General features: G+C 71.6%; 22 protein-coding genes. 17 read left to right on the top strand and 5 right to left on the bottom strand.

Annotated features, from left to right (window positions below):
• Positions 1-74 precede the first annotated feature (74 nt).
• A complete protein-coding gene (locus tag AB0I77_RS23900; RefSeq protein WP_363284747.1) occupies positions 75-806 on the bottom strand; it encodes a maleylpyruvate isomerase family mycothiol-dependent enzyme in 732 nt (243 codons plus the stop codon).
• A 214-nt stretch (positions 807-1,020) separates the two neighbouring features.
• Here AB0I77_RS23900 and AB0I77_RS23905 point away from each other — a divergent pair, with 214 nt between their 5' ends.
• The 6 genes from AB0I77_RS23905 (at position 1,021) to AB0I77_RS23930 (ending at position 7,021) form a co-directional block, all read left to right on the top strand.
• The gene (locus AB0I77_RS23905; RefSeq protein ID WP_363284683.1) at positions 1,021-1,647 is read left to right on the top strand and encodes a GAP family protein; all 627 of its coding nucleotides are present in this window, start codon (positions 1,021-1,023) and stop codon (positions 1,645-1,647) included.
• 69 nt (positions 1,648-1,716) lie between these two features.
• Positions 1,717-4,476, top strand: a complete 2,760-nt coding sequence (locus AB0I77_RS23910) for a LuxR C-terminal-related transcriptional regulator (protein WP_363284684.1) — start codon at positions 1,717-1,719, stop codon at positions 4,474-4,476.
• A 130-nt stretch (positions 4,477-4,606) separates the two neighbouring features.
• On the top strand, positions 4,607-4,804 hold the full coding sequence (locus AB0I77_RS23915) for a hypothetical protein (RefSeq protein ID WP_363284685.1): 198 nt from the start codon (positions 4,607-4,609) through the stop codon (positions 4,802-4,804).
• Positions 4,805-4,950: 146 nt separating this feature from the next.
• A complete protein-coding gene (locus AB0I77_RS23920) occupies positions 4,951-5,391 on the top strand; it encodes a hypothetical protein (RefSeq protein WP_363284686.1) in 441 nt (146 codons plus the stop codon).
• On the top strand, positions 5,378-6,787 hold the full coding sequence (locus tag AB0I77_RS23925) for a DUF2252 domain-containing protein (protein ID WP_363284687.1): 1,410 nt from the start codon (positions 5,378-5,380) through the stop codon (positions 6,785-6,787). The genes AB0I77_RS23920 and AB0I77_RS23925 overlap by 14 nt, the downstream gene beginning before the upstream one ends.
• 63 nt (positions 6,788-6,850) lie before the next feature.
• Positions 6,851-7,021 carry a hypothetical protein gene (locus tag AB0I77_RS23930; protein WP_363284688.1) on the top strand — a complete coding sequence of 57 codons (171 nt, stop codon included), beginning with the start codon at positions 6,851-6,853 and terminating at the stop codon, positions 7,019-7,021.
• A 37-nt stretch (positions 7,022-7,058) separates the two neighbouring features.
• On the opposite strand, the gene AB0I77_RS23935 is transcribed toward AB0I77_RS23930, so the two are convergent.
• Positions 7,059-8,375, bottom strand: coding sequence for a cation:proton antiporter (locus AB0I77_RS23935; protein ID WP_363284689.1), 1,317 nt, complete (start codon positions 8,373-8,375; stop codon positions 7,059-7,061).
• Positions 8,376-8,691: 316 nt separating this feature from the next.
• Between AB0I77_RS23935 and AB0I77_RS23940 the strand changes: the two genes are divergently transcribed.
• Entirely contained in the window at positions 8,692-9,312 is a 621-nt protein-coding gene (locus AB0I77_RS23940) for a GPP34 family phosphoprotein (RefSeq protein WP_363284690.1), read from the top strand.
• A 109-nt stretch (positions 9,313-9,421) separates the two neighbouring features.
• Here AB0I77_RS23940 and AB0I77_RS23945 read toward each other — a convergent pair whose 3' ends face one another.
• Positions 9,422-10,564, bottom strand: a complete 1,143-nt coding sequence (locus AB0I77_RS23945; protein WP_363284691.1) for an acetamidase/formamidase family protein — start codon at positions 10,562-10,564, stop codon at positions 9,422-9,424.
• Positions 10,565-10,707: 143 nt separating this feature from the next.
• Here AB0I77_RS23945 and AB0I77_RS23950 point away from each other — a divergent pair, with 143 nt between their 5' ends.
• Positions 10,708-11,454, top strand: a complete 747-nt coding sequence (locus AB0I77_RS23950; protein WP_363284692.1) for a sulfite exporter TauE/SafE family protein — start codon at positions 10,708-10,710, stop codon at positions 11,452-11,454.
• 106 nt (positions 11,455-11,560) lie between these two features.
• Here the strand turns inward: AB0I77_RS23950 and AB0I77_RS23955 are convergent, their stop codons facing one another.
• Both AB0I77_RS23955 and AB0I77_RS23960 read right to left on the bottom strand, forming a co-directional pair.
• Positions 11,561-13,762: a cytochrome P450 gene (locus tag AB0I77_RS23955; protein ID WP_363284693.1), complete on the bottom strand. Its 2,202-nt coding sequence runs from the start codon at positions 13,760-13,762 to the stop codon at positions 11,561-11,563.
• A 164-nt stretch (positions 13,763-13,926) separates the two neighbouring features.
• A complete protein-coding gene (locus tag AB0I77_RS23960) occupies positions 13,927-15,009 on the bottom strand; it encodes an NAD(P)-dependent alcohol dehydrogenase (RefSeq protein WP_363284694.1) in 1,083 nt (360 codons plus the stop codon).
• 72 nt (positions 15,010-15,081) lie between these two features.
• On the opposite strand from AB0I77_RS23960, the gene AB0I77_RS23965 reads away from it, so the two are divergent.
• From AB0I77_RS23965 to AB0I77_RS24005, 9 genes are all read left to right on the top strand, one after another.
• Entirely contained in the window at positions 15,082-16,530 is a 1,449-nt protein-coding gene (locus AB0I77_RS23965; protein ID WP_363284695.1) for an aldehyde dehydrogenase family protein, read from the top strand.
• An 11-nt stretch (positions 16,531-16,541) separates the two neighbouring features.
• Positions 16,542-17,744 carry a helix-turn-helix domain-containing protein gene (locus AB0I77_RS23970; protein ID WP_363284696.1) on the top strand — a complete coding sequence of 401 codons (1,203 nt, stop codon included), beginning with the start codon at positions 16,542-16,544 and terminating at the stop codon, positions 17,742-17,744.
• 247 nt (positions 17,745-17,991) lie between these two features.
• Positions 17,992-19,014, top strand: a complete 1,023-nt coding sequence (locus AB0I77_RS23975; protein ID WP_363284697.1) for a zinc-binding dehydrogenase — start codon at positions 17,992-17,994, stop codon at positions 19,012-19,014.
• Positions 19,011-20,390, top strand: coding sequence for an amidohydrolase family protein (locus AB0I77_RS23980; RefSeq protein WP_363284698.1), 1,380 nt, complete (start codon positions 19,011-19,013; stop codon positions 20,388-20,390). Before AB0I77_RS23975 ends, AB0I77_RS23980 begins: the two co-directional genes overlap by 4 nt.
• 13 nt (positions 20,391-20,403) lie before the next feature.
• Positions 20,404-21,072 carry a flavin reductase family protein gene (locus tag AB0I77_RS23985; protein WP_363284699.1) on the top strand — a complete coding sequence of 223 codons (669 nt, stop codon included), beginning with the start codon at positions 20,404-20,406 and terminating at the stop codon, positions 21,070-21,072.
• Between the two features lie 80 nt (positions 21,073-21,152).
• Positions 21,153-22,247 (top strand): BMP family ABC transporter substrate-binding protein, encoded by a 1,095-nt coding sequence (locus AB0I77_RS23990; protein WP_363284700.1) that lies wholly within the window; start codon positions 21,153-21,155, stop codon positions 22,245-22,247.
• Positions 22,248-22,281: 34 nt separating this feature from the next.
• Entirely contained in the window at positions 22,282-23,838 is a 1,557-nt protein-coding gene (locus AB0I77_RS23995; RefSeq protein WP_363284701.1) for an ABC transporter ATP-binding protein, read from the top strand.
• Positions 23,835-25,016: an ABC transporter permease gene (locus AB0I77_RS24000; protein WP_363284702.1), complete on the top strand. Its 1,182-nt coding sequence runs from the start codon at positions 23,835-23,837 to the stop codon at positions 25,014-25,016. Before AB0I77_RS23995 ends, AB0I77_RS24000 begins: the two co-directional genes overlap by 4 nt.
• The gene (locus AB0I77_RS24005; protein ID WP_363284703.1) at positions 25,013-25,927 is read left to right on the top strand and encodes an ABC transporter permease; all 915 of its coding nucleotides are present in this window, start codon (positions 25,013-25,015) and stop codon (positions 25,925-25,927) included. The genes AB0I77_RS24000 and AB0I77_RS24005 overlap by 4 nt, the downstream gene beginning before the upstream one ends.
• Positions 25,928-26,002 lie beyond the last annotated feature (75 nt).

Here is a 26,002-nt window from a genome sequence, read left to right on the forward strand (position 1 = left end):
CCGGAAGTATCCCCGAAGTATCCCGGAAGTCTCACAGGCGTGGATGCTCGGACCGAGCCGGGCTCGCCTTCAGGTCACACGGCGGACTTCTCGCGCCACAGCTCGGCGACGGAGGCGTCCCCGGTCACGCTCGGGAAGGACAGCCGGTTCCACAGCGCCAGATACAACCGCGCGGCAGGCCCGGCGACTTCGCAGTCGGCGTCCGGGCCGTCACCCCGCTCTGCCGCCGGCGGCTCCTGCGACAGTCGTACGGTCCACACCGCGCCGTCCATGTCGGTCGCCCGCACCCGCAGTACCCGGGGGTGCTCGCTGCGGGCCCTGCTCTTGGGGCGGGCGTGGAAGCCGATCAGCAGTTCGTCGATGCCGTCCGCCGCGAAGGCGTCGCTGATCTCACTGGGGGTGCCGCCCCTGGCCGACTCCGCGTCGACCCGGTGCACGGTCGTCTCGTGCGCCTGCCGCCGGGCCCAGAACGCCAGCGGTGAGGGCGCGGGCAGGAAGTGCCAGCACTGCATGTCGGGTGCGGCCGACCGAAGGGTGTCGACGAGGTTCCCGTGTCCCTGCCGGAACCAGGCCAGCAGCTCGGTGCCGTCGAGGTCGGGCAGGTCTCCGAAGGGGTGGTAGGAGGTGTGCCTCTCGGCGACGAACGCTGCCGCCCAGCGATGCACCATCCCCGTGTGCCGCAGCAGGTCGCTCACCTGCCACTCCGGGCAGGTCGGCACCTTGGCGTCGGTGCCGGCCTGCTCGGCGGCCGCGGCCAGCGACCGGCCCTCCAGGTCCAGGATCGATACGAACTCGGCAGTCTCCATCTCGGCAGTCTCCATGGGGTGAGTCTGCCGGATGGAGTGCGTTCTAAGGGAGGCAGTTTTTTCGCTGCGGGATGCGTGCCGCGGTGGTGCCGAACCCGGTGAGAACCACCCGGCGCAGGTGAGCGGCAACGGGCCCGAACAGGCCATGCTCGGAGGAGACGCCTCCGGTCGGCACAGCCGCAGGACGCCACAGAACGCCGCGGAAGGGGACCCCATGGATCTCCAGATCCTCCCGCTCGCCATCACCATGATGGTGGGACCACAGATCATGTCCGCGATCATCTTCGTGACCACACCGAGGGCGGTACGCGTCTCCTCGGCGTTCCTGCTCGGCGTGGCGGTGGCGACGACGGCCGGAGTGGCGATCACACGCGGACTCGCCGCGCTGCTCGGCGGCGCCGTCGACTTCGGCAGCTCGTCCGACCAGGGATCGGCAGGAAAGATCATCCAGTACGTGCTGGTCGGCCTGCTGCTCTTCGCCGCCGTCAAGAACTACGTGACCCGGGCGACGGCCGAACCACCCAAGTGGCTCGGAACCCTGATGACGGCTGATCCGAGAAGGGCCCTCAAGACCGGTCTGCTGGTCATCCTGCTGATGCCCTCCGACATCGTGATCATGCTGACGGTCGGAAGCCACCTGGAGCAGAGCGACACGGGATTCGGCGGCGCGGTGCCGTTCATCGCGGCGACGGTCCTGGTCGCGGCGCTGCCGCTGCTGGCCTACCTGATCATGGGAGAACGCGCCAAGCGCGCCATGCCCAAGGTCCGCGAGTGGGTGAACACCCACAGCTGGCTGGTCAACATCATCGCCTGCCTCATCTTCATCGCGCTGATCCTCTGACCTCGACCGACCTCGACTGGTGATCACGGGGCGGCAGAGGTTGAGTGGAACGTGTCGCCCGGAGATCCGATGTTCGCGGTCAGATTCGCGGTCCCGGCTGTGCCGAAGATCCTCGTCGACCGTCCCGCGCTGCTCAAACGCCTGACGGACGGGGCACAGGGACCGCTCACCCTCGTCAACGGCCCCGCCGGTGCGGGAAAGACAGTGCTCGCCGCCCAGTGGATCACCCGGGGCTTCGCGCCGCGTGCCACCGCTTGGCTGACCGTCGAGCCCGGCGACGCTCCCGGCGCGTTCTGGGCCCATGTCCTGGAGGCGTTCCGTCGGCACGGCGTACGGTTGCCGGCCGAGGTGGGCAGCCCCACGCGCGCCGAGGCAGTGGACGAGTCGCTCCTGGTACGTCTCGCGGCGGGGCTGGCCGAGCGGCCGGAGCCGGCGGTCCTGGTGCTCGACCAGTTCGACGCGGCGCGCGCACCCGAGATCGCCGAAGGGCTCCAGTTCGTGCTCCGGCACGCCGCCGACGGTCTGCGCCTCGTCCTCACCGGCCGCACGGATTCGCTGTTGCCGGTGCACCGCTACCGGGCAGCGGGGGAGATCACCGAGATTAGGCACGCGGATCTCAAGTTCACCGACACGGACACCGAGACGCTGCTGCGCGAGCACCGGCTGGAGGTCTCGGAGGAGGGAATCCAGCTGCTGGTCGAGCGTACGGAGGGATGGGCGGCAGGCCTGCGCCTGTGCGCCCTGGCCATGCAGCGCAGCCCCGATCCCGACCGCTTCGTCCACGAGTTCGCCGCGGACCGCACCACGATCGCCGACTACCTGCTCAGAGAGGTGCTCGACGCGCAGCCGTCGCTCACCCAGGACCTGCTGCTGCGTGTCTCCGTCACCGACCGCGTCCACCCCTCACTCGCCGACGCGCTGACCGGACGCGACGACGCCGAGGAGACGCTGGCCAAACTGGCCCGGGCCAACGCGTTCCTGGAGCAGGTGGGCGCATCGGCCTGGTATCGGCTGCATCCCTTGTTCGCCGCGGTCCTGCACGCGCATCTGCGGCAACGCCACCCCGGCCTCGAGCCCCGGCTGCGCGCACGGGCGGCGCGCTGGCTCGCCGGGACCGGTCGGCTCACCGAGGCGGTGGTGCAGGCAGCCGCCGCCGGTGACTGGCAGTTCGCGGCCGGGCAGCTGGTCGACAACCTGGCCATCGGCCGGCTCTTCACCGGCTTGGAGACGCAGCAGTTGCGCCGTGCGTTCGCCGCCATGCCGAACGGCCTGACCGGCGCGGCTCCGGCCCTGGTCGAAGCGGCATGCCGACTGGCCGATCAGGACCGTGCCGGCTGCACGGCAGCGCTACGCCGCGCGGACCGGTACGTGGGCGACCCGCGCCGCACGGACACGTACGTGGCCGACCGGCGCCGCACGGACACGTACGTGGCCGACCCGCATCGCTCGGACCAGTACGTCAGCGACCCTTCAGGCCCGCCGTCGCGCCTCAGTCTCGCCTTCCTCCGGGTCCTCGCCGGGCGGCTGGCCGGCGACCTGGCGGCCACCGAGCGAGCGGCCGCCGACGCCGACCGGCTGCTGCGCGAGATCCCACAGCCCCTGGTCGGGCGGCATCCCGAGATACGTGCCATGGTGCTGGCCGGTCTCGGTTCGGCCGAACTCGATGCCGGGCGATTCGACCACGCCGAGTCCGTTCTCACCGCCGCCGTCGAGGCGTGCGGGCAGCCGGGGATGGATCCCCCGCTGTGTGACGCGCTGGCGTCGCTGGCTCTCGTCGAGCTGCTGCGGGGCCGGCTGCGGCGGGCGGAGGCGCACGCACGCGATTCGCTCGCCGTCGCCGAGCGGTCCGCGCTGTTGCCGGAGCACCGGGCCGGCATCGACCACCTCGTCCTGGCGGGTGTCTCGGCCGAACACGACGACCTCGCGACCGCCCGCGCCCATCTCGACCTGGCGACCATGGACGGACGACCCTTGCCGGAGCCCGTCGCCGCGGTCGAGGCCGCCGTCATCGCCGCCCGGCTGGCGACGGCCGAGGGCGACTGGGAGGGTGCGCTCGACGCGGTTCACGCGGTTCACGCGGTTCACGCGGTTCACGCGGTCGGCTTGGCCGGCTCTGCCGGCTCGGCCGTGACATCCCAGAACCTGTCCGGCTGGACGGTGGACGAGCTTGCCATCGCCGAGTCCTCCGCGCACCTGGCCCGCGGGGATGCGGCGGCGGCCCTGGACGTACTCGACGCCGTGAGTTCCGACCGGCCGGAGCACGCGGTGGCCCGGGCCCGCGCACTGCTGACCGGGGGAGACCGGGCCGGCGTGCTGGAGGCCCTGGCCGGCCTGCCGGCCGATGAGACCGTCACGCGGTCGAGCCGGACACAGGCGCGCCTGCTCCAGGCGCAGGCCGCCGCGGCGAACGGCTCCGCCGGCTCCACCGGCTCCACCGAGGAGGCGCACCGTCTCCTGCGCGAGGCGCTCGGGCTCGCCCGGCCGGAGGAGCTGCGGCGTGTGTTCGTCGAGAGTGGTCCCTGGATACGCCGCATGCTGCGCCAGGACCCGCAACTGGCGCGGGCACACGGCTGGTTGCCCGCCCGGATGCTGGGGTCCGCGCGGGCGGGGGGTCATGACCGGCTGCCCGTGATGGTGGAGCCGCTGAGCGAGCGCGAGACAGAGGTGCTGGGCAAGGCTGCGCAGTTGCTGTCCACGGAGGAGATCGCGGCCGAGTTGTACATCTCCGCGAACACGGTCAAGACCCATCTGAAGAGCATCTACCGCAAGCTCTGCGTCACCCGGCGCAGCGAGGCCGTCCACCGGGCCCGGGACCTCGGGGTGCTGTGACCGGGATGGACACTCGCCCGAACCGGGCGATGCCGAGCGCATGGTCGAAGACCGACCATGAGGAAGACCGACCATGAGAGGGAAGCCGGCCGCCTCCCACACCGCTGGCCTGCGAGAAGTGGGTGCTCATATGCGTTATGAATTCCGCATCGCCGGCGTCGTGCCGGACGCACTCGCCGAGACCTTTCCCGAGCTCGACAGCGTTCCAGTACCCGAGAACACTCGCTTCTTCGGCACCGTGACCGACGAGGCCCACCTGTACGGCCTGCTGATCCGCTTCCAGTGCCTGGGCCTGCGCGTGCTCGAGATGCGCGAGCTGCCCGGGTGACGGCCCGGCGACGCCACCGAATCGTCCCTTTCGGGTGATGCAGGACCGGCCTTCAGGAAGGACAGTCGCAGATGGCGCCCCAATGGGGTGGCTGAGCAGGGGCGACCCCGGACCGGGGGCCGGACAGTTTCGACGAGGAGACAGCCATGACCAGTCATGTCGGCAGAGCTCACTCGGGCGGCACCGCTCGAAGCACCACCAGCCTCGCGTTCGCCAGCGGACTGCTCGCGTTCGCGGCGGTCATGATGATCGTCGGTGGCGTGCTCAATGTCCTCCAGGGCATCACGGCCATCGCCGAGGACGAGGTCTTCGTCACCACGAGGAACTACGCCTACGAGTTCGATCTCACCAGCTGGGGCTGGATCCACCTGGTCCTGGGCGTCCTCGTCACGGTCGCCGGCTTCGCGCTCTTCACCGGGGCGACGTGGGCACGCGTCACCGGTGTGGCGCTGGCGAGTCTTCTCATCGTGGCGAACTTCATGTACGTGCCCTACTACCCCGTGTGGTCCCTGACCCTCGTGGCCGTGAACGCCCTGGTGGTGTGGGCACTCTGCGTGGGGCGAAGGCGCTCGGATGACCAGGTCTGAGGTGCCGGAGCCGCATCAGTCGCCGGGTGAACGGGCCGCCCGGGGCAGGGCGGCCCGTGCGGACGCGCCCCGCTCCAGTCACGCGGAGTTCGCACCTCAGCCCAAGCGACCGGATCCGGTGGACGTCATCGAAAGACAGTCGCGGACCCGGCTGCCGGAACTGGTGCCGATCCGCTACGGCCGGATGCTGGAATCCCCGTTCCGTTTCTACCGGGGTGCTGCCGCGATCATGGCGGGAGACCTGGCGGAAACGCCCCGCTCGGGGATCACCGCGCAGTGTTGCGGAGACGCTCACCTGTTGAACTTCCGGCTGCTCGCCTCCCCCGAGCGGCGCCTGATGTTCGACATCAACGACTTCGACGAGACACTGCCCGGCCCCTGGGAATGGGACATCAAGCGCCTGGCCGCCAGCCTGGCCATCGCGGGCCGCGCGAACGGTTACACCGACGCGGAACGCGCCGCCATCGTCCGGGCCACCGTACGGTCGTACCGCGAAGCGATGCGCCGCTTCGCCGGCATGCGCGACCTCGACGTCTGGTACGCCCAGGTCGGCGCGGACCGGCTCCAGGCCCTGGCGGCGCGGAAACTGGGCGCGCGTGGCCGCAGACGCGTGACGCAGACCCTGGCGAAAGCCCGCACCCGCGACAACATCCAGGCGTACGGCAAGCTCACCGGGCTGATCGACGGCAAGCGCAGGATCATCCCCGACCCACCACTGATCACGCCGATCGCAGACCTGCTCCCGGGCGTCGAGCGCGACTCGCTGGAGGCACAGATCCGCGAGCTGATCGAGCGCTACGGCCGGAGCCTTCAGTCGGACCGCCGCCACCTGCTCCGGCAGTACCGGCTCGTCGACATGGCCCGCAAAGTGGTCGGGGTCGGCAGCGTCGGCACCCGCTGCTGGATCATCCTCATGCTCGGCAGGGACGACGACGACCCGCTGCTGTTGCAGGCCAAGGAAGCCGACCTGTCCGTGCTCGCCCCGCACGCCGGTGCGAGCGGGTACGACAACCAGGGGCAACGCGTCGTCGCCGGACAGCGGTTGATGCAGGCGGCCGGCGACATCTTCCTCGGCTGGGAGCGTGCCAAGGGCATCGACGGACGCCAACGTGACTTCTACGTACGCCAGTTGCACGACTGGAAGGGCATCGCCGAACCCGAACTCATGGTGCCCCGCGGCATGCGGGCCTTCGGGGAAATCTGCGGCACCACCCTGGCCCGCGCCCACGCCAGATCCGGAGACCGGATCGCCATCGCCGCCTACCTGGGCGGTGGGGACGTCTTCGACCGCGCGCTCACCGAGTTCGCCGAGAGCTACGCCGACCAGAACGAACGCGACCACCAGGCCCTGGCCGACGCCGTACGCGCCGGGCGGGTCGCCGCCGAGTCGGCGTGAGCGTTTGAGCCTCTCCGCCACGAGGCGTTCGAACTGCCTCTGGTGCGGCGTCGGTGGCCCGCCGTGACGAGCGGATCGGAGTCCCGTCTCGTGGAGTGTCCGATCGGCTGCCGGTGGCGCTCGTCGACGGCCGACGCCGTGAGCCGCCGGCCGGTGACCGTCCTGGACTCGTGGCGTCACGAGAGCCAGTGGTTCGAGATCGAGTCGCGCCGGCTGCCGGACGGACCCGGCTGAGCCATGCCGTGCGGCGGCGAAGTCCCGGGACGAGGCCTCACTTCTCGGGCTGGTGCAGGGGACCGAGCCTGTGGCGCGCCGGGCTCTCGGGTACGGGGGTGCCCTCGCGCAGGTCGCCGGTGGTGGCCGCGGCCTTCTCGTGCCAGCGGCCGTACCGCCCGGCGAGGGCTACGGCCGAGACACCGTGCAGGAGGACGCTGAGGCCGACGGTGATCGCGACCACCCTGCCCAGCAGTTCCACCCCGTGGACGTGTTCTTCCACCACGAGCAGTGCCAGCACGAGGGACGCGAGCCCGCGGGGCCCGAACCACCCGACATACGCCACCGTGGGGGGCCGCAGCCCGCTCCCGGAGAGCGCGAGCGCCACCGGCAGCATCCTGACGACGGTGAGACTGAGCACCGCGTACAGGATGATCCGCCAGCTCAGGTGCTCCAGCGCGGGGCCGAGCAGCACCGCCCCGAAGACCAGCAGGCTGATCGCCGCCAGGAGACCCCCCAGGTTCTCGGCGAACTCGGCTGTGCCGCGGTCCGGGTCTTCCTGCTCGTGGCCGGTCCGGTAGCGGCGCAGGGCGAACCCGAAGGCGAACCCGGCGACCCAGGCGGCGATGAAGCCGCTGCCGTCCGTCACGACGGCGAGTTCGTACGACGCTGCCGCGAGGGCCAGGGGGTAGATCTGCCGCCACTCGCGCGTGACCCATCCCCTGGCCCGGGACCACTGCAACAGCCGGCCTCCGAGCCCACCGACCAGGAGACCCAGCACGGTGCTCAGCACGAGTGCGCGCCAGAAGACGCCCGAGACGCCCTCCTCCGCGTAGTGCGTGCCCGGGACTGCTGCCAGGAAAAGGACGAAGAAGGGCAGCACCATGCCGTCGTTGAGGCCGCTTTCCACATTCAGACCGTGCCGTACCAGCGCCGGGACGCGGGGACTGGACATGGCGGTCTCGCCGAGGGCGGCGTCGGTGGGGGCGAGGATGGCGCCGACGAGTGCGAGCTCCCACACCGTCAACCCGGGCAGCAAGGGCCAGGCGAGCAGCCAGCCCGCCCCGATACTCAGCGGCAGCCCGATGCCCAGCAGGCGGCCCGGCAGATAGCCGCCGGTCACCAGGTCCCGTCTGCGGACCGTCATGGCGTCGGTGAACAGCACGAGAGCCAGGGCTGCCTCGAGAAGCGCGAGGATCGGTGCGGCGTCGTGCTTCAGGTCGACGGTGTCCAGCACGGCCGGGCCGAGGAGGATCCCGGCGCCGACGAACACGATCGGCGACGACAGCGGTGTCGAGGACAGCCGACGCGAGCCCAACGCGTACGTGGCGGTGACGCCCGCCACCGCCACAACGGTCCAGGCGCCACCGCTCATGTTCCGGCCCTCCGGATCCACCCGCCGGGCGCTTATGTCTGCGACATTGCGGGGCCCTGCCGTCGGCCGTCGTTCGCGGTGCGGCCCGGGCATTTCCACGCTAGGTCACCACCGTGACCATGGCGACCGCAGGGGGCGCTGTCGCCTGAAGCGGCTGGAGGGCCACCTGCGTTCCGCATGTCAGGACGATGTCTTGCATTGACGCAGGGGCTCTGCCCCGTCATAGTGCTACGAATGCTCCTCGGGATCTGATTCGGCTACCCATTCCGGAAGACCCCCGAAGCTGAAGCCGGACTGCTGTATTGGGGAGAACGGGATGAAGACCGATGCCGCCTCCGGTCTTGGCGGAGACTTCATGCTGGCTGTGTACCTGGACGGACAAGGCCGTGTTCCCGGGTATCGCAGCGGCCTCGGCTTCGGTCTGAGCGGCGCGATGCTGATGGAACTCGCTCTGGGCGGCTTCATTTACACCGTTGACGGCTACATTGTCGCCGGCCATGGAGCACAGCCGCGTGACCGGGCGCTCGGCGAGGTCCTTGTGCGGATCCGTTCCTCTCGCAAGCTGCGCACGACCTCGCAGTGGGTCAGAGCCCTGAGCGCCGGTGCGCACAAGCGTCTGTCGGCCGGCTTGATCGCTGATGGTGTCCTCGTTCGCACGCGGAGAGGGTTGCCGTTGCCGTCCGGGTGGGCTCGTCGCTACGACGTCCCGCGCAGCGAAAGGCGGGATGCCGTGGTCCGGTCTCTCGGCGGTGCGGCCGATTCCTCCGAGCGCCTGGTCGCGCTGGCCGCACTGGCGAGTGCGTGCCGGGCCGCGTCGGGTGGTCGGGAATGGAGCGAGTCCGAGGCGACGCTGCGAGCCATGAGCCCGGCCTGCGCTCAGATCCTCACTGCGGTCGCCGCCTGTGCGTGGCTCGCGACGCTCTCTTCCTGGACCTGAACCCGCCGCCTGAACCCGCCGCCTGAACCCGCCGCCTGAACCCGCCGCCTGAACCCGCCGCCTGGTCCCGCCGCCGTGCCGCGGCGGGAGTCGGTGGTGCATCCGCCACTCAACGCGGTCGGACGACCTCGCGGAAGTCGGACTTGCGGATCTTCGCGTGGACGCCCTTCACGTCGTCGACGACCTGGGAGACCGCGAAGTCGCCCGCCGCGCTGAGGTACGCCATCGCCAGATGGCGGTCGATGCCGTAGTCGGTCGCGAGCAGGTCCAGCGCGCAGCGCACGCAGTCGCGCATCGCCTCGTCGAGGTCCCTGTCCAGACCGATCGGCACCAGGTAGTCGTCCGTCTCGGCGAACGGGGCGACGCGGCCATGGCCGGGCCGCAGAGCCGCACCGCCCGGCACCACCTCGAGCTTCACGGTGGCGCGCAGCGACGCCTCGAACGCGGTGAGGGCGACCTCGCCGTCGCCCTGGGCGAAGTGGGGGTCCCCGAAGTAGACGAGCGCGTCGTCCACCTGCACCGGAAGGAACAGCGTGGCGCCCTCGCCGAGCAGGGAGATGTCGATGTTCCCCCCGTGGCGCCCCGGCGGCACCGAGTGCGGCCGCTCGTCCCCGGGCACCGCCACGCCCATCACACCGAGGAACGGCCGCAGCGGGAAGCGCAGTGAGCCGCGGGACGGGTCCGTCGGATCCACCGCCATCCGGCCCCAGGCGCCGTGGCTGTCCGCGTGTGCCGTGGCGAAGGTGAACGCGGGACCGGCCAGCGACGGCATCTCGCCGGGGAGCGCCCCGAAGCCGTGACGTGCGGAGACCATGCCGTACGGAACCCGCGGGGTGAGGCCGAGGACCGTGATGGCGAGCAGATCGCCGGGCCGGGCGCCGGCCACGGCGATCGGCCCGGTGACGAGGTGCGGCCCGTCGTCGTCGAAGTCGTGCGCCATCCCGGAGTCCGCCACCTGCTGGGCGTCGTCGAGCACATGGCCGCCGCCGACGCCGTATCGGCCGAAGAACTCACCGGGGTTGCGGCCCTGGTCCTCGAGAACTCCTTCGTGGCTGAGTGTGTCGACCGTGACGACGGTGCCCGGTCGCACGACCGCGCACGGTGCGTCCGCCTCGCACGGAAGGCGACCCCACAGGGTGTTCGCGGGCGTGGCCGGGACGTAGGTCGTCGATGCGATCGCTCCGTGGCCGGGCTGGAGGATCGGGAATCCGGTCGCGGCGACGTCGAGGAGGGGCGAGTCGATCGCAGTCATGGCCGACCTTTCGTGAAGGGGAAGGGCTGGCCCGACGCTAGGAACGTTCCGTTGCCCCGGTGTTTCCGATGGGGGTCCGTGCCGTAACGCTGTCTCGTATGCCAACATGGCATCTCGCATACCTTGCTGTGGAGAGGACCCGGATGGACGTCGGAGACGTTGTTCTCATCGGCGGTGCCGGCCTTGTCGGCGGATTCGTCAACGCCATCGCAGGCGGCGGGTCACTGATCCTCTTCCCCGCCCTGGTCGCCGGCGGACTGGGTACGGTGGCCGCCAACGTCACCAACTCCGTGGCGCTCTGGCCGGGCTACCTGGGAAATGTGGCGGCGCTGCGGGGATCCGCCCGCCCGTCTTCCGTGAGGTCACTGGCGGTCGTGTCCGCGGTGGGTGCCGCCGCCGGATGCGCGCTGCTGCTGCTCACTCCGTCACGGGTCTTCTCGGTCGCGGTGCCGTTCCTCGTCCTCGGCGCCAGTGCCCTCCTCGCCTTCCAGCCCCGGTTGCGGGCGCTGCTCGGCGCCGCTGACGGTGACCACCGCGTCAAGCTCTACGCCGGCACCTTCGCCGCCGCGGTCTACGGCGGTTACTTCGGAGGCGGGCTGGGACTCGTCCTGATGGCCCTGCTCGGCCTGACACTGTCCGCTCCGCTGGCGCAGGTGAACGTACTCAAGGGCACGCTCCAGCTGGTCGTGGCCACGGTGTCGCTCGTCGTGTTCGCGCTGCTCGGCCCCGTTCACTGGGGGATCGTGCTCGTGGCCGCGCCGTCGTCCCTGGCCGGGGGAGTGCTCGGCGGCCGGCTGGCGACGAGGCTGAGCGAGCCGGTGCTGCGTGCCGCCGTGGTCGGCTTCGGGGTGCTGACCAGCGTCTGGCTGGGTATCCGCGCCTTCGGCTGATCGCTGCTGGACGGACAGGTCGTCTGCCGGCCCGGCCGCCGCGCGGGTCCAACGGCGAACGTCGCGTTGGACCCGCGCGGTGGCCGGCTCACCGGCCCGGAACCGCTCAGAGGTCGAGGACGAGCCGTTCGCCCTGGCACCGGCCGACACAGATCATCATGGTGCGCCCGGCAAGGCGTTCCTCGTCGGTGAGCACGGAGTCCCGGTGCTCCGGCGTCCCGGCGAGCACGCGCGTCTCGCAGGCGCCGCAGTAGCCCTTCTCGCAGTCGTAGGACAGGCCGGGTACGGCGTCGCGCAGGACCTCGATGAGGCGCCGGTCGGCCGGCACGGTGAGCGTGGCTCCCGTGCGCGCGAGCTGGACCTCGAAGTCGCGGTTCGCCGCGGCGTCGTACGCCGTCTCGAGGCCGTCGCCGGCGGTGAAGCGCTCCAGGTGCAGCCGGTCGGTGAGATCCAGTCGGGCGCATTCGCGCTCGACGGCCGTCAGCATCGGCGCCGGCCCGCACGCGTAGACGGCGGTGTCCGCGTCCAGGCCGCCCAGCAGCCGGGGAAGGTCCGGCAGCCCGGCCTCGTCCTGCGGGAGCAGGGTCAGCGCGTCGCCGGCGACGGCGGAGAGCTCGTCGGCGAACGCCATCGTGGAGCGGGTGCGTCCGCCGTACACGACGGTGAAGGGCGTGCCGCGCCCGGCGGTGGCACGGACCATGGCGAGGATCGGGGTGACGCCGATGCCGCCGGCGAGAAACAGGTAGGACGGCGCCGGCACGAGCGGGAAGTGGTTGCGCGGCCCGCGTACCGCGAACGTCGCTCCCGAGCGGGTCAGTTCGTGGAGTTCGGCCGACCCGCCCCGGCCCCGGGGCTCGCGCAGGACGCCGATGCGCCACGTCGTGGCGTCGGCGGGGTCGCCGCACAGCGAGTACTGACGCAGCCTGCCGGAGGGCAGCCGCAGCTCGACGTGCGCGCCGGGCTGCCACGCGGGGAGTTCGCCGCCGTCCGGCAGGCCGAGGTCGACGGCGACGACGTCCTCGGCCGCGGTGCGCACCGCGGTCACCCGCAGCGGGGTGGGCGTGGTCAGCGCGCGGATCGAGGCTGCCCCTGCCGTCGCCCGGGGACCGGGCGTGAAGAGCGCCGGGACCGCGTCCCAGCCGGACTGGTTGCCGCGGGTCGGGTAGGCGACGAGCCCGTCCTCGATCACCCGGTAGTCGGGCAGCCGGGTCAGCACCTGCGCCATCATCGCGCGGAACATGGCCCGGGCGAGGTGCGCGCCGGCGCAGCGGTGCGAGCCGATGCCGAAGCTGAGGTGCCGGCTGGCGTCGCGGTCCAGCCGTACCTGCTCGGGGTCGGGGAAGACGGTGGGGTCGTGGTTCGCGGCGACCCACGGGATCAGCACCCTCTCGCCCTGGTGCATCGGGCAGCCGTCGACCTCGACGTCCTGGGTGACCGTGCGCGCCATCGACTGCGACGGGGCGAAGGCGCGCAGGAACTCCTCGGTCGCGCTGTCCAGCAGATCGGGGGAGTCGATCAGCCTCTGGCGCTGCTCGGGGTTGCGGGCGAGGTGGACGAGCGTCGATCCGGTCAGGGAGGTGGTGGTGTCGACGCCGCCGGCGATGAGCAGGCCGATCACCGACACCAGCTCGTCCTCGCCGAACTCACTGCCGTCGCCGCGCCGGCCGGCCACCAGCGCGCTGACCGCGTCGGCCCGCGGCGCGGTGCGGCGCTCGGCGATCAGCTCGCGGATGCGCTGGTCCATGTAGGCCAGCCCGGCGGCCCCGCGCACGGCGCGCTCGCTGCCGGCCGCCGCGGCGAAGATGTCGTGGATCGGCCCGGCCAGCTTCGCCCAGTCCTCCTCGGGGAAACCGAGCCAGTCCAAGGTCACCGCGGCGGGCAGCGGGTTGGTGAGGTCACGGACGAAGTCGCAGGAGCCGAGCTCGACGAAGTCGTCCACGATGCGGGCGGCGTGGCGCTCGATCATGGGCACCAGCCGCTCTATCGCCTCGGGGGTGAGCAGCGGGTTGATCAGTTGCCGGTACTCGGTCGACCGCGGCGGGTCGAGCTCGATCGGATACTGGTCGAGCCCCGGTCCCTTGGGGATGACGATGCCGACGCCCTGGCCGCCGTGGTCGCTGCGGGCCGAGGAGAACGTCTCGTCGTCGCGGGCGATGCGGGCGACGTCGGCATACCGCGTCGTGTAGGTGAAGCCGCCGTAGGCGGCGGAGCGGCCTACCGGGCAGCTCTCGCGAAAGCGCGCGTAGTAGGCGACCGGATCGGCGTTGGCCTCATCGGAGTGGTGATCGAAGTCGATGTCGGCGGACATGGTGGGCACGCTCCACGTGCTCGTGTCTTCTGCGCGGTGTTGTCCGGCCGCGCCACCGGATGTCTGAGCCTCGTCGGCGTCGGGCCACCCTAAGGTGCTGCCGCCGTGTGCGACAACGTGTCGTGGACGACGTTTCAGAAGGTCAGCACGGATTGCCTCATGCCTCAGAAGGTCAGCACAGCTTTGCCGACCGAGCCGGAGCGGACCGCCGCGACGGCCTCGTTGATCTGCTCGAACGGGAAGTAGGTGATCATCTTCTCGACCGGGAACCGGCCCTTGGCGTTGAGCTCCAGCAGCTGGGGCAGGAACACCTGCGGCAGGCTGGACCCGGCGATGATGCCGGTGACGCTGCGCCCGTTGAGGATGCTGCGCCACTCGAAGCTCATCGACTCGCTCGGCCCGATGCCGATGACCCCGGCGCGGCCGAGCGGCCCGAGAGCCTCCACCGCGGTGCGCAGGACGTCCTCGCGCCCGGTCGTGTCGATCACGAAGTCGAACCCCTCGGGGACGAGGGCGGCCAGCTGCTCGGCGGCCGGCCCGGCCGTGGAGTCGACGGTGTGCGTGGCGCCGAAGCCGCGGGCCGCCTCCAACTTGACCGGGTTCACGTCGACGGCGGCGACGACCGCGCAGCCGCTCAGCGAGGCCGCGATGATGGCGGCCACGCCGACAGCCCCCGCCCCGAAGACCGCGATCGACGATCCGGGGCGCGGCTGGAGCACATTGAGCACGCCGCCGGCACCGGTCTGGAAGCCGCAGCCGAAGGGCCCGGCCCGCAGCAGGTCCAGCGACGGATCGATCCTGACGACCGCCCGCTCCGGTGCGACGACGTGGCTGGCGAACGACGACTGGCCCAGGAAGTGGGCGTTGACCTCGCGTCCCTCATGGGTCACCGCGGTGGAGCCGTCGGGCCGGCGGCCGGAGAAGTTCACCGCGTCGAAGCTTCGGCAGTAGGCGGGCGAGCCGGTGCGGCACAGCGTGCACGTGCCGCACGACGCGAAGGACATGGTGACGCTGTCGCCCGGGCGCAGGGTGGTGACGTGGGCGCCGACCTTCTCGACGACGCCCGACCCCTCGTGCCCGAGCAGCGCGGGCGTGGGGAAGAAGGTGGCGAACTCCAGGTCGGTGCCGCAGATGCCGACGCCGGCGACGCGGACGAGCACCTCGTCGGGACGGGGCTCCTCCAAGTCCACCTCGGTCAGGACGAATGGCTGTCCGGCTTGCTCCAGCAGAGCGGCAGTGGCACGCACCAGGCCTCCTCAGTGACTCACATAGCGAGATCGCATATTGACATGCGTGACAAGGTCGGTCAAGGTTCACGCATGGCTGCTGTTGACTTCCCTTCCTCCCAGCAATTCATCGACGGCGAGTGGGTCGCGGCCCGCGACGGCGGCACCCTGGACATCGTCGATCCGGCCACCCAGCAGGTGATCACCAAGGTGGCGCTGTCGGGCTCGGCCGATGTCGGCGACGCGGTCGCCGCGGCGCGCCGTGCCTCCCCTGCCTGGGCGGCGACCAACCCCAGCGAGCGCGGGGGACTGATCCGGCGCTGGGCCGACCTGATCCTCGCCGACGTCGAGGCGCTGGCGGCCGTCGAGGCGAGGGATGTCGGCAAGCCGCTGTCGGGCGGCCGGACGAACATCTACATCGCCCACGGCATCATCGACTACTTCGCGGGCGCGGCCGACAAGCTCACCGGGGTCACGCTGCCGACCCGCAGCCCCGACTACCTGGGCTACACGGTTCCCGAGCCGTACGGCGTGTGCGCCGTCATCATCCCGTGGAACGTGCCCGCCGTGCTCATGGCCGCGAACGTCGCGCCGGCGCTCGCCGCGGGCAACACGGTCGTCCTCAAGCCCTCCGAGATCGCGCCGCTGGCCCCGTTCGCCCTCGCCGAACTCGCCCGCCGCGCCGGCTTCCCGCCGGGGGTGATCAACGTCGTCGCGGGCGGCCCCGAGGCGGGCGCCGCGCTGACCTCGCACCCGGGCGTCGACCACATCAGCTTCGTCGGTTCCACCGCCACAGGGCGGGCGATCATGACGGCCGCCGCGCAGAACCTCGTCCCGGTGAAGCTCGAACTCGGCGGCAAGTCGCCGAACGTGGTGTTCGCCGACGCCGACCTCGACACGGTGATCGAGGCGGTCGTCGCCTCGATCACCGAGAACGCGGGGCAGAACTGCTACGCCGGTTCCCGGCTGCTCGTCGAGGCCTCGGTGCACGACGAGGTCGTGGAGCGGGTCGCCGCCGCCATGACCGCGGTCAAGACCGGGCCCTGGGACGCCGACCTGGACATGGGGCCGCTGGTCAGTGCCGCGCAGTTCGCCCGCGTCGGCGGCTTCCTCCAGGACGCGCCCCGCGAGGGTGCGCGGCTGGTCACCGGTGGCGCCGCCACCGGTGAGGGATGGTTCGTCCAGCCGACCGTGTACGACCGGGTGGACGCGGGCATGCGCGTCGCCCGCGAGGAGGTCTTCGGCCCGGTTCTCGCCGTGCAGTCGTTCCGCGACACGGCCGAGGCGACCGAGCTGATGAACGCGACGGACTTCGGCCTGCTGGCCTGCATCTGGACCAACGACGTCTCCCGGGCCCTGCGGCTGGCGAAGGACGTCCGCTCCGGGCAGGTGGCGGTCAACCAGTTCCACGACGCGGGAGTGATCGGCTTCCCGTTCAACATGCAGAAGGACAGCGGCTTCAGCCGGGGCGGCGGGTACGCCGCGCTGCGCGAGTACACCCAGGAGAAGGGCGTGGCCATCCGGCTGCTGTCCCCCCGCTGAGACCCGACACCATGGGAACCATCGCCGAGGCGCGATCCGGACCGGCCCGGGACGGATGGGGGCCGGACGCCGAACCCGCCGGGCTGGAGCGGGAACTGACCGAGGCCGTGCTCGCCGGCGCCGCGCGCTCGGACGTGCTCCGCGCGCTCGCACGGGCGACCGGCCGGCAGGTGCGCCTGCTGTCCGCCGAGGGCGCGGTGCTGGCGACCACCGACGGCGGCGCGGGAATGTCGGCCACGGTGGCGGACAGCGTGCTCGCCGGCGTGGCCGGACCGGTGGTCGACACGCTCGACGGGCTGTGCGCCACGGCGCTGCCCGTGCGTGCGGGGACGACCGTGGGCGGTGTGCTGCTGACCGTCGGTCCCGGTGACCCGCGCGTGCAGGCGTTGGCCGGTGCCGCCGTCACCGCGCTCCTCATCGACGCCGTGCGCGCGGGGGACGGCTCTGCCGAGGTCTCGCCGCAGCACAAACCGGCCGACGTCGTCGCCGCACTGCGGTCCGGGACGGTGAGCCCCTCCGTGTGCGCGGCGGCCACGCGACTCGGGATCGATCTGGAGCGACCGCCGGCCGGTGCCGTACTGCACTACAGCGGCTCCCGCCTGCGCGCCTGGTCCACCGCCCTCACGTGGCTGGAGCACCCTGTGCAGCAGGAGGCGCGCACGGCGTGGACGGTGGTGCCGGGCGAGGCCGTGCTCGCCCGCCTGCGCAGCAGGCTGCGCCTCATGACCGGCGACGAGTCCGCCGGTGACCACGTCGTCGCGGCGAGCGGCTCCCACCCCGACTCGACCGTGGGCCTGGCCCGGTCGTTCACCGAGGCCGAACGGCTGCTCGGCCTGGCTCGCACCCGCCGCGTCCCGCTGCTCACCTTCGGCCGCTGCGGAGTGGTCCAGGTACTGTTGCCCCTCCCACCCGCGGAGCTCGAGGCGTACGCCGAGGCGCACCTCGGGCCGATCCGGCAGCGTCCGGAGCTGATGGCGACTCTGCGGGCCTGGCTGGCCGAGCGGGGCAGCCGGCAGAGCGTCTCCGAACAGCTTCATCTGCACCGCAACTCGGTCGGCTACCGGGTTCGCCAGATCAAGAACCTCCTCGGTACGGACCCCCTGCTTCCCGCAGCCTCGGCGCAGTTGCACCTGGCGCTCGCGGCGCTCGACCTGCTCGCCGCCGACCACCAGCGGCTGCGCGGCGACGGCGATCCGGTTTCCGCCGGACACTGAGCCGCCGTTCGCCGCGCCGCCGGGCGCGGCACATGCGTCCGGGCCCGCTCCGGGGCCGCCGCGGCCCGCGCTGTGAGCCTTAACAGCAGGCGAAACACGCACGACGGCCGGTGAAACGCCGACGAAACCCAGTTTTTCCATACAAGCGTTGACAGCACTGGTCGCCATGGGCAGAGTGGCCTCACAATACGTTCCACCGCCTCGCAATGCGAGACGGCTGAGGTGAGGAGGGCCCGCGGTGCGAGCGATGGTGCAGACCGATTTCGGGGGAACCGAAGTCGTGTCCCTGCAAGAGGTTCCGGAGCCGGTGTGCGGTGCGCGCGACGTCGTCGTCGAGGTCGCGTACTGCGGGCTGAACCGACTGGACCTGTTGCAGCGCAAGGGGCCGGGCCTGATCCCCGGCTTCCGCCTTCCGCACGTGCCGGGCATGGACTTCGCCGGAACGGTGCTGGCGACCGGATCCGCGGTCAGCTCGGTCGTCCCGGGCGACCGGGTCATCGCCGATCCCACCCAGGGCTGCGGCAGCTGCCCGCGCTGCTCGGTGGGCGATCGCGCGTACTGCGTCAGCCCGCGCATTCTCGGCGGCAACGCCCCCGGCGCGCTCGCCGACTACGTCCTGGCGTCCGCGGAATCGATCGTCCGGGTCCCCGAGTCCCTGCCGCTCGCCGCGGCCGTCACCCTGCCCACCGCCTTCGCGACGGCGTGGCACGCGGTGCACACCGTCGGGGCACTGGACGCCGGTGAGACCCTCGTCGTGCACGCGGCCGCGAGTCCCGTCAGCCTGGCGGCCATCGCGCTGGCCAAGCGGGCCGGTGCCTCGGTCGTCGCCTTCGCGGGCGGCGACGCGAAGGTGGCCGCGGCCCGCGCGGCCGGCGCGGACCTGGCGCTGCGCAACGACACCCCGGACCTGGCGAAAGCGGTGTCGGCCCATACGGACGGCGCCGGCGCGAACCTGGTCCTGGACCACGTCGGCACCGACACCTGGCGCACCTCACTGGACTGCCTCGGCATCGGCGGGCGGCTGCTGCTGCTGGGCAACACCAGCGGCGACCAGGTGTCGTTCTCGCTTCAAGAGGTCTTCCACCGCGGCCTGAAACTGCTGGGCGCCGGCGGCTACACCTCGGCCGACTTCGTCGCCGCCACGTCAGCCTGCTTCGCCGACGGCCTGCACCTGCCCACCGCCGCCCTGTTCCCGCTCGGGGATCTCGCCGAGGCCTGGGACGTGCTCGGCGCCCGCGACACCATCGGAAAGGTCGTGATCAAGCCATGACGGACCTGCTGATCGTGGGCGGCGACGTCGTCACCATGGACCCCGAGCGGCGCGTCCTCACCGGCGCGACGGTCGCCGTGTCCGGGGACAGCATCGCCGCGCTCGGCCCGACCGAGGACCTGCGCGCCCGCTTCCCGGGTGCGCGGGAGATCGACGCGTCGGGCTGTGTCGTCATCCCGGGCCTCGTCGACGCCCACCAGCACACCACCGTCGACCCCCTGGTCCGCAGCACCATCCCGGATCACATCAGCTCGCAGGAGTCGATCTTCGACTGGATCGTCCCGCTGCACGCCCACGCCGACGGTGACGACGACGAACTGGCCGCGACCATCACCGCCGTCGAGTGCCTGACCCGGGGCATCACCACCGTGCTGGAGCCGGGCACGGTGGCCTACCCGGAACGGGTCGCCGCGGGGCTCGCCGCCGCGGGTATCCGCGCGCGGGTCGGCGGCTGGGGCTGGGACGCCGAGGGCGTGCCGTTCGGCGCGCCCGCCGACGAGGTGCTCTCCAGGCAGGAGGACATCGTCCGGTCCCTGCCGGCCACCGGGCCGGTCACCGGATGGGTGACACTCGTCGGCCACGATCTCGCCAGCGACGAGCTCTTCACCGGAGCGGCGAGCCTGGCCGAGCGCCTCGACACCGGGTTGACCTGGCACGTCTCGCCGGGACCCGCCGACGTCGAGGCCTACGCCAAGCGCAGCGGGCGCCGGCCGGTGGTCCACTTCGGTGAGCTGGGCGTACTCGGTCCGCGCCTGCTGCTGGGGCACGCCGTCTGGCTCGACGACGCCGAGGTCGAGGCGATCCTCGACACCCGCACCGCCGTCGCCGCCTGCCCGGGGGCCTACCTGCGCCTCGCCCAGGGCTATACCCGCGCCTCGCGCCACGCCGAACTGGTGCGCCGGGGCGGCCGGGTGGCCCTGGGCTGCGACGCCCACAACGCCGGCGACGCCCCGGACGTCCTCCTGGCCGCCTACCTGTTCGCGGGCCTCGAACGCGACCGTGACCTGCCCGACCCGATCCGCGCCGAGCAGGCCTTCGCGCTCGCGACCGTCGACGGCGCCGAGGCGGTCGGTCTGGGCGAGCGGACCGGCTCCCTGGAGGTCGGCAAGGCCGCCGACCTCGTCGTCCTCGACACCGGCGACCCCGCCTGGATGCCCCGGGGCGACCTCGCCCGCCAGCTCGTATGGGGCCACGTGTCCCGCACCGTCCGTGACGTGCTGGTCGACGGCCGCGTGGTCGTCCGCGACCGGCAGCCGACCGGCATCGACCTCGCCGCCGTCGCCGAGGCAGCCGCCGAGCGATCCGCCGCCCTGCTGCGGCGCGCCGGCCTCACGCCCCGCCCGACCTGGCCGACACAGCCGGCGGGCACCCCGTAAAGGAGACCACCCGTTGAACGTCATCGACATGGCCGGACGCACCCCGGCCCAGAAACAGGGCCTGCTCTCGCAACTGGTCGTACCGCGGCCGATCGCGATGATCACCACACTCGACCCGGACGGAGGGGTCAACGTCGCGCCGTACAGCTACTACATGCCGGTCAGCGGCGAACCGCCGCTGATCGCGGTCACCATCGGCGCCCAGCGGGAGGCGACCTCGGAGCCGAAGGACACCTGGCTCAACATCGAGCGCACGGGCGAGTTCGTCGTCAACGTCACCACCGCCGCGATCGCCGAGCACATCGAGGCCGTGGCCCGCGAGTACCCCCGCGGCGTCAGTGAGATGGACGTCGCCGACTGGCGGTCGGTGCCCTCACAGGTCGTCGACACGCCGTCGCTGGCCGACAGCCCCGCGCACCTGGAGTGCCGGGTGCACGAGGTGATCGACCGCGGCGACCACACCTCCTGCTTCTCGGGCGTGCACATCGTGCTCGCCGAGGTCGTCTGCATCACCACCGACGACTCGGTCATGTCCGCCCCGGGCCGCATCGACCCCACCCAGGTCCGAGCGGTCGGGCGGATGGGCTTCCCGTGGTTCGTCGCCGCCGGTGAGGAGTCGATCTTCCACCAGGAGCGGATCGCCTACGCCGAGCTCGGCCGGGCCGACACGTCCGCCAACTGACCCACCCCCCCTTTTTCGTCACCCCCCGTTTTTTCGCCACCGCCTCTGCATGGCGGTAACCCTCAGCGAATGGAACGCACATGACCGCAAGAAGCTCGCTTCGGCGTTGTCGGGCCCCGCTCGGCATCGCCCTCGCCCTCACCTCAGCCCTCGTGCTCTCCGGTTGCGCCAGCAACGAGGCGACGGCAGCCAAGACGACCCCCGAGGCGAGCGGCAGCAGCGGCTCGGGCCTCAACGAGCCCGACGTCAACAAAGACGGCAAGGTCGTCATCGGTGTCCTCAGCCCGGGCGACATCAACGACCACGGCTACTACGAGAGCTTCGTCGACTCGGCCGACGCCTTCGCGAAGGAAAAGGGCTGGACGGTGATCAAGCGCGGCAGCGTGCCCGCGAGCGACGCGCTCACCGCGGCACGCGCGCTGTGCCAGCAGCACGTCGACATGGTCGCGCTCGCCGCCAGCGAGCTCAAGGCCGCCATCCCGGCGTCCGAGGAGCCGGTCTGCGCGAAGACGGCCTGGTATGTGCCGTCGTCGGCGAACATCGACCAGACCCCGCGGATCGTGGTGTCCTCCGACAACCCCAACCAGTCGATGCTCGCCGCCGGCTACGCCGCGGGCCTGAAGATGAAGGCGGCCGGCTACAAGAAGGCCGGGTTCGTCACCGGCATCAAGGCCGACTTCAGCGTCCTCGGCGCCAAGGCCTTCCTGGCCGGCATCCGGGAGGTGGTCCCCAAGGCCACCCTGGTGAGCACCTACACCGGTGACTTCAACGACTCGGCGAAGGCCAAGGAAGCCATCCAGGCCCAGATCAGCCAGGGTGCCAAGGTCATCTACCCCTACCTGGGCGGGGCGACCGACGCCGCGACGCAGGTGGCGAACGCCAACGGCGTACTGACCCTCACCCCGGGCACCGACCGGTGCACCTCGACCAACCCGAAGTTCGACATCTCGGTGATCTTCAGCCCGGGCAACTACTTCCTCGCCGCGCTGGAGGAGTTCGCCAAGGACAACCTGAAGATGGGCACGCCGCGCGTGTGGCAGCTGGGCGTCGATCCCTACCCGACCGTCAAGATCTGCAAGGGCCAGGGCGACGAGGACAAGCAGCTGGCGGAGTTCATGAAGAAGATCGGCACCAAGGCGATCGACCCGGCGACCGAGGTCAAGCGCCTCGGCTGACCGTGCCGACACCGACCCAGGAGAGTCACACGCGATGACACCGACGACCTCAGCGGCCCGGATCCTCGAGCTGCGTGGCATCACCAAGTCCTACGGGTCCGTCACGGCCTGCGACGCCGTGGACCTCACCGTCGACGCCGGCGAGATCCACGGTCTCCTGGGCGAGAACGGGGCAGGCAAGTCCAGTCTCATGAAGGTTCTCCTCGGGCTGATCCGGCGCGACGCCGGCACCGTGCTGGTGCGCGGCGAACAAGTCGCGCTGGACAGCCCGCAGGAAGCGGCCGAGCTGGGCATCGGCATGGTGCACCAGCATTTCAGCCTCATCAGCGGGCTCACCGTGTGGGAGAACGTCGCGCTCGGCGACACCGGCGCGGTGAACAAGCAGGCCATCTGCGCCGACATCACCGAGGTCGCCGCACGGTACGGGCTGCCGGTCGACCCCGAGGCGCGCGTCGACGCGCTCTCGGCGGGCGAGCGGCAGCGCGTCGAGGTGGTCAAGTGCCTGCGGCGCAACCCGCAGATCCTCATCCTGGACGAGCCCACCTCGGTGCTGACCCAGGCCGAGTCGCAGGAGCTGTTCGCCGTACTCGGCCGGGTGGTGCAGGAGGAGGGGCGCGCTGTCATCCTCATCAGCCACAAGCTCGCCGAGATCGTGCAGGCCACCGACCGGGTGACGGTCCTGCGCAAGGGCCGCGTCGCCTTCCGGGCGGTCACCGCCGAGACCACCGCGCCGGAGCTGGCCCGCCAGATGGTGGGCCGTGACGTGTCGCTGCACGAGGAGGGAGCCGCCCTCGGCCTGCTGCCGGTCACCACGACCAGCACGGGCCGGGGCGGGGCCCACGACCGGCCCCCGCCCGTCCTGAGCCTGGCCGGACTCACCGTCGAAAAGGGCGGGGTGAAGGTTCTCCAAGGCGTCGACCTGACCGTGGGCGCGGGCGAGATCTGCGCCCTGTACGGCGTCGAGGGCAGCGGCCAGGCGGCGCTCGGCGAGGTCCTGGCCGGGCTGCTCGCGCCGAGTGCCGGCACCGTCGAGGTCGCCGGGAGCCGGGTCGACGTGAGCCGGCCCGGCGCGCTCGGGAAAGCCGGTCTGGGCATCGTCCCCGAGGACCGGCACCAAAGCGGCGTCGTCCTCGACATGAGCGTCACCGAAAACCTGACGATGAAGTCGCTCGACAAGCTCAGCGGCCGGTTCCTGCTGCGCCGGCGCGCGATGCACGCCGAGGCCCGTCGCCTGGCCGACGAGTTCAACATCATCACCCCCTCGCTCGACGCCCCGGTGCGCAGCCTGTCCGGAGGCAACCAGCAGCGCGTCGTCCTCGCCCGGGAACTGTCCGGTCACACCAGCGTCCTGGTGGCCGCGCAGCCCACCCACGGGCTGGACGTCGGCGCCATCGAGGACATGTACGCCCGGCTGCGACAGGCGGCCGCGGACGGCGTCGGAGTGCTGCTCATCTCCACCGAACTCGAGGAAGTCATGGCCCTTGCAACCTGGATCGCGGTGATCTCGTCAGGGCGGATCACCGGAGCACTCCCCGTCTCGGAGGCGACCCCCGAGCGACTGGGCATGCTGGTCGGCGGTGAGGCCGCATGAGTGCCGCCTCGCTGATGAACGGGGACGACCTCGCCCGGCGCTTTCTCGCCCGGCTTCGGCCCGGGCGCGACGGCTGGATCACGGCGGGCCTGACCGCCGTGCTGATCGGCGTCGCCGCGGGCGCGTCCGCGCTGCTGCTCGTGCTGACCGGCGGTTCGCCGAGTGCTTCGGCGGACGCGATATGGACCGGGAGTCTGGCCGACGCCACGGGATGGACGACGACGCTGCTCAACGCGGCGCCGTTGCTGCTGGTCGCGGTCGGCGCCTGCATTGCCGCGTCGGCCGGCACCTTCAACATCGGCCAGGAGGGACAGGTCCTCATCGGCGGCCTGGCCGGAGCCTGGGTCGGGCTGCGGCTGGCCGTGCCCGGCCTGACGCTGGTCGTCGTGGTGCTGATCGCCGCGGCCGTCGGCGGTGGCGTCTGGGCCGCGCTCAGCGCGGTGATGCTCCGCCTGCGCGGCGTCAACGTCCCGGTGAGCACCCTGCTGATGACGTTCCTCGCCATCCAGCTCGTCACCTTCGCGGTCAGCACCCCCTGGTTCCTCCAGGAGAGCGCGCAGGGCTCCTCGGGCATCGCCGACGCGGCGTCCAACCAGCTGCCGGCCAATGCCCAGCTCGGCGGCTTCGGCCAGTACCCGTCGGTGCAGTGGAACATCGGCCTGTTCATCGCCCTCCTCGCCGCGGTCGCCGTCGCGGTGGTCCTGACCCGCAGCCGGTGGGGCTTTCGGGTGCGCATGCTCGGACTGAATCCGCTCACCGCCAAGCACACCGGTGTGCGGGTGGCCGCGCTCGGCGGCTTCACCCTGGCCCTGTCCGGCGCCTTCGCCGGGCTGGCCGGCGGGCTGCTCCTGGTCAGCCCGGTCGGCACCAACCGGCTGCAGGCCGGGCTCTCGGACAACTTCGGCTGGGACGGCCTGCTCGTCGCGCTCGTCGCACGCAACCGGCCCCTGGTCGCGATCCCGGTGTCGCTGGCGTTCGCCGTGCTGCGTGCGGGCGGCGATTTCCTCTCGGCCACGGGAGTGCCGTACTACCTCGTCGATGTCGTCAAAGCACTGCTGGTCCTCGCGTTCGTCGCGCCGCCCGTGCTCGTCGATCTCTTCCGCAGGCGTCGCGGTGCCACACCGCAGGCGGCGCCCGACATGTCCGCAGTCCCGACCAAGGTGAAGGCAGCCGCGTGAGCGTTCTGGACAGCACCACCACCATTCTCGCCAGCGGTGTCCGGCTGACCGTGCCCCTGGCGTTCGCCGCCTGCGGTGAGTACGTGGCCGAGCGCGCAGGCACGATGAACATCTCCGTCGAGGCGATGATGCTCGGCGCCGCGTTCACCTCGATCGCCACCGCGAGCGCGACCGGCAGCGCCAGCGTCGGTCTCGTCGCCGGCGTCGTCACGGGCCTCGTCCTCGGCTTCGTACACGGCAACTTCTCCCACCGGGCGCAGATCAACACCTTCGTCGTCGGACTGGTGCTGAACGCGCTGGTGCTCGGGCTGACGAGCTACCTGATCACGACGAACGAGTTCGTCTCGCACCAGGTCCACATGCTGTCGATCCCGCTGCTGCAGGACATCCCGCTGATCGGCAAGCCGCTGTTCTCCGAACGCTGGCCCGCCTTCCTGCTGCTCGCGCTCATACCGCTCACCTGGTGGCTGGTCGAGCGCAGCCGCTGGGGCCTGGAACTGCGGGCGGTGGGGGAGAACCCCCAGGCCGCCGACGTCACGGGCATCAAGGTGAACATGCGGCGCCGGCAGGCTCTGCTGTGGTGCGGCGCACTGGCCGGCCTCGGTGGCGCCTACCTCGCGGTCGGCGAGGTCGGATCGTTCAACCAGAACATGACCGCCGGACGCGGATACATCGTCATCGCCGCGGTGATCTTCGGCGCGTGGCGGCTCGGCCGGACCATGCTCGGCTGCCTGGTCTTCGGCCTCTCCGACGCGATGCGCCTCGCGCTCCCGGCGCTCGGCGTCACCCTCAACGCCCAACTGCTCGTCGCGGCGCCGTATCTGCTGGCGCTCCTGGCCATGCTCCTGTTCACCACGCAGCACCGGGAACCCGGCGCGCTCGGCCGACCCTTCGAGCGCGGCTCGACCTGATGACCGGGACCAGGCGACGACGGAGGCCGGCCCCGCGAACGCGCGGGGCCGGCATCCGCCGTGGATACGCACCTT

The sequence above is a fragment of the Streptomyces sp. NPDC050619 genome, from assembly GCF_040654815.1.
Lineage (GTDB): Bacteria > Actinomycetota > Actinomycetes > Streptomycetales > Streptomycetaceae > Streptomyces.

What these genes read in the sequence shown, in the direction of transcription:
- AB0I77_RS23900 (WP_363284747.1), bottom strand. Translation starts at nt 806, where the DNA reads ATGGAGACTGCCGAGTTCGTATCGATCCTGGACCTGGAGGGCCGGTCG.
- AB0I77_RS23945 (WP_363284691.1), bottom strand. Translation starts at nt 10,564, where the DNA reads ATGACTGCGATCGACTCGCCCCTCCTCGACGTCGCCGCGACCGGATTC.
- AB0I77_RS23995 (WP_363284701.1), top strand. Translation starts at nt 22,282, where the DNA reads ATGACACCGACGACCTCAGCGGCCCGGATCCTCGAGCTGCGTGGCATC.
- AB0I77_RS23980 (WP_363284698.1), top strand. Translation starts at nt 19,011, where the DNA reads ATGACGGACCTGCTGATCGTGGGCGGCGACGTCGTCACCATGGACCCC.
- AB0I77_RS23975 (WP_363284697.1), top strand. Translation starts at nt 17,992, where the DNA reads ATGGTGCAGACCGATTTCGGGGGAACCGAAGTCGTGTCCCTGCAAGAG.
- AB0I77_RS23910 (WP_363284684.1), top strand. Translation starts at nt 1,717, where the DNA reads ATGTTCGCGGTCAGATTCGCGGTCCCGGCTGTGCCGAAGATCCTCGTC.
- AB0I77_RS23970 (WP_363284696.1), top strand. Translation starts at nt 16,542, where the DNA reads ATGGGAACCATCGCCGAGGCGCGATCCGGACCGGCCCGGGACGGATGG.
- AB0I77_RS23955 (WP_363284693.1), bottom strand. Translation starts at nt 13,762, where the DNA reads ATGTCCGCCGACATCGACTTCGATCACCACTCCGATGAGGCCAACGCC.
- AB0I77_RS23950 (WP_363284692.1), top strand. Translation starts at nt 10,708, where the DNA reads ATGGACGTCGGAGACGTTGTTCTCATCGGCGGTGCCGGCCTTGTCGGC.
- AB0I77_RS23935 (WP_363284689.1), bottom strand. Translation starts at nt 8,375, where the DNA reads ATGAGCGGTGGCGCCTGGACCGTTGTGGCGGTGGCGGGCGTCACCGCC.
- AB0I77_RS23940 (WP_363284690.1), top strand. Translation starts at nt 8,692, where the DNA reads ATGAAGACCGATGCCGCCTCCGGTCTTGGCGGAGACTTCATGCTGGCT.
- AB0I77_RS23915 (WP_363284685.1), top strand. Translation starts at nt 4,607, where the DNA reads ATGCGTTATGAATTCCGCATCGCCGGCGTCGTGCCGGACGCACTCGCC.
- AB0I77_RS23925 (WP_363284687.1), top strand. Translation starts at nt 5,378, where the DNA reads ATGACCAGGTCTGAGGTGCCGGAGCCGCATCAGTCGCCGGGTGAACGG.
- AB0I77_RS24000 (WP_363284702.1), top strand. Translation starts at nt 23,835, where the DNA reads ATGAGTGCCGCCTCGCTGATGAACGGGGACGACCTCGCCCGGCGCTTT.
- AB0I77_RS23990 (WP_363284700.1), top strand. Translation starts at nt 21,153, where the DNA reads ATGACCGCAAGAAGCTCGCTTCGGCGTTGTCGGGCCCCGCTCGGCATC.
- AB0I77_RS23920 (WP_363284686.1), top strand. Translation starts at nt 4,951, where the DNA reads ATGACCAGTCATGTCGGCAGAGCTCACTCGGGCGGCACCGCTCGAAGC.
- AB0I77_RS23905 (WP_363284683.1), top strand. Translation starts at nt 1,021, where the DNA reads ATGGATCTCCAGATCCTCCCGCTCGCCATCACCATGATGGTGGGACCA.
- AB0I77_RS23965 (WP_363284695.1), top strand. Translation starts at nt 15,082, where the DNA reads ATGGCTGCTGTTGACTTCCCTTCCTCCCAGCAATTCATCGACGGCGAG.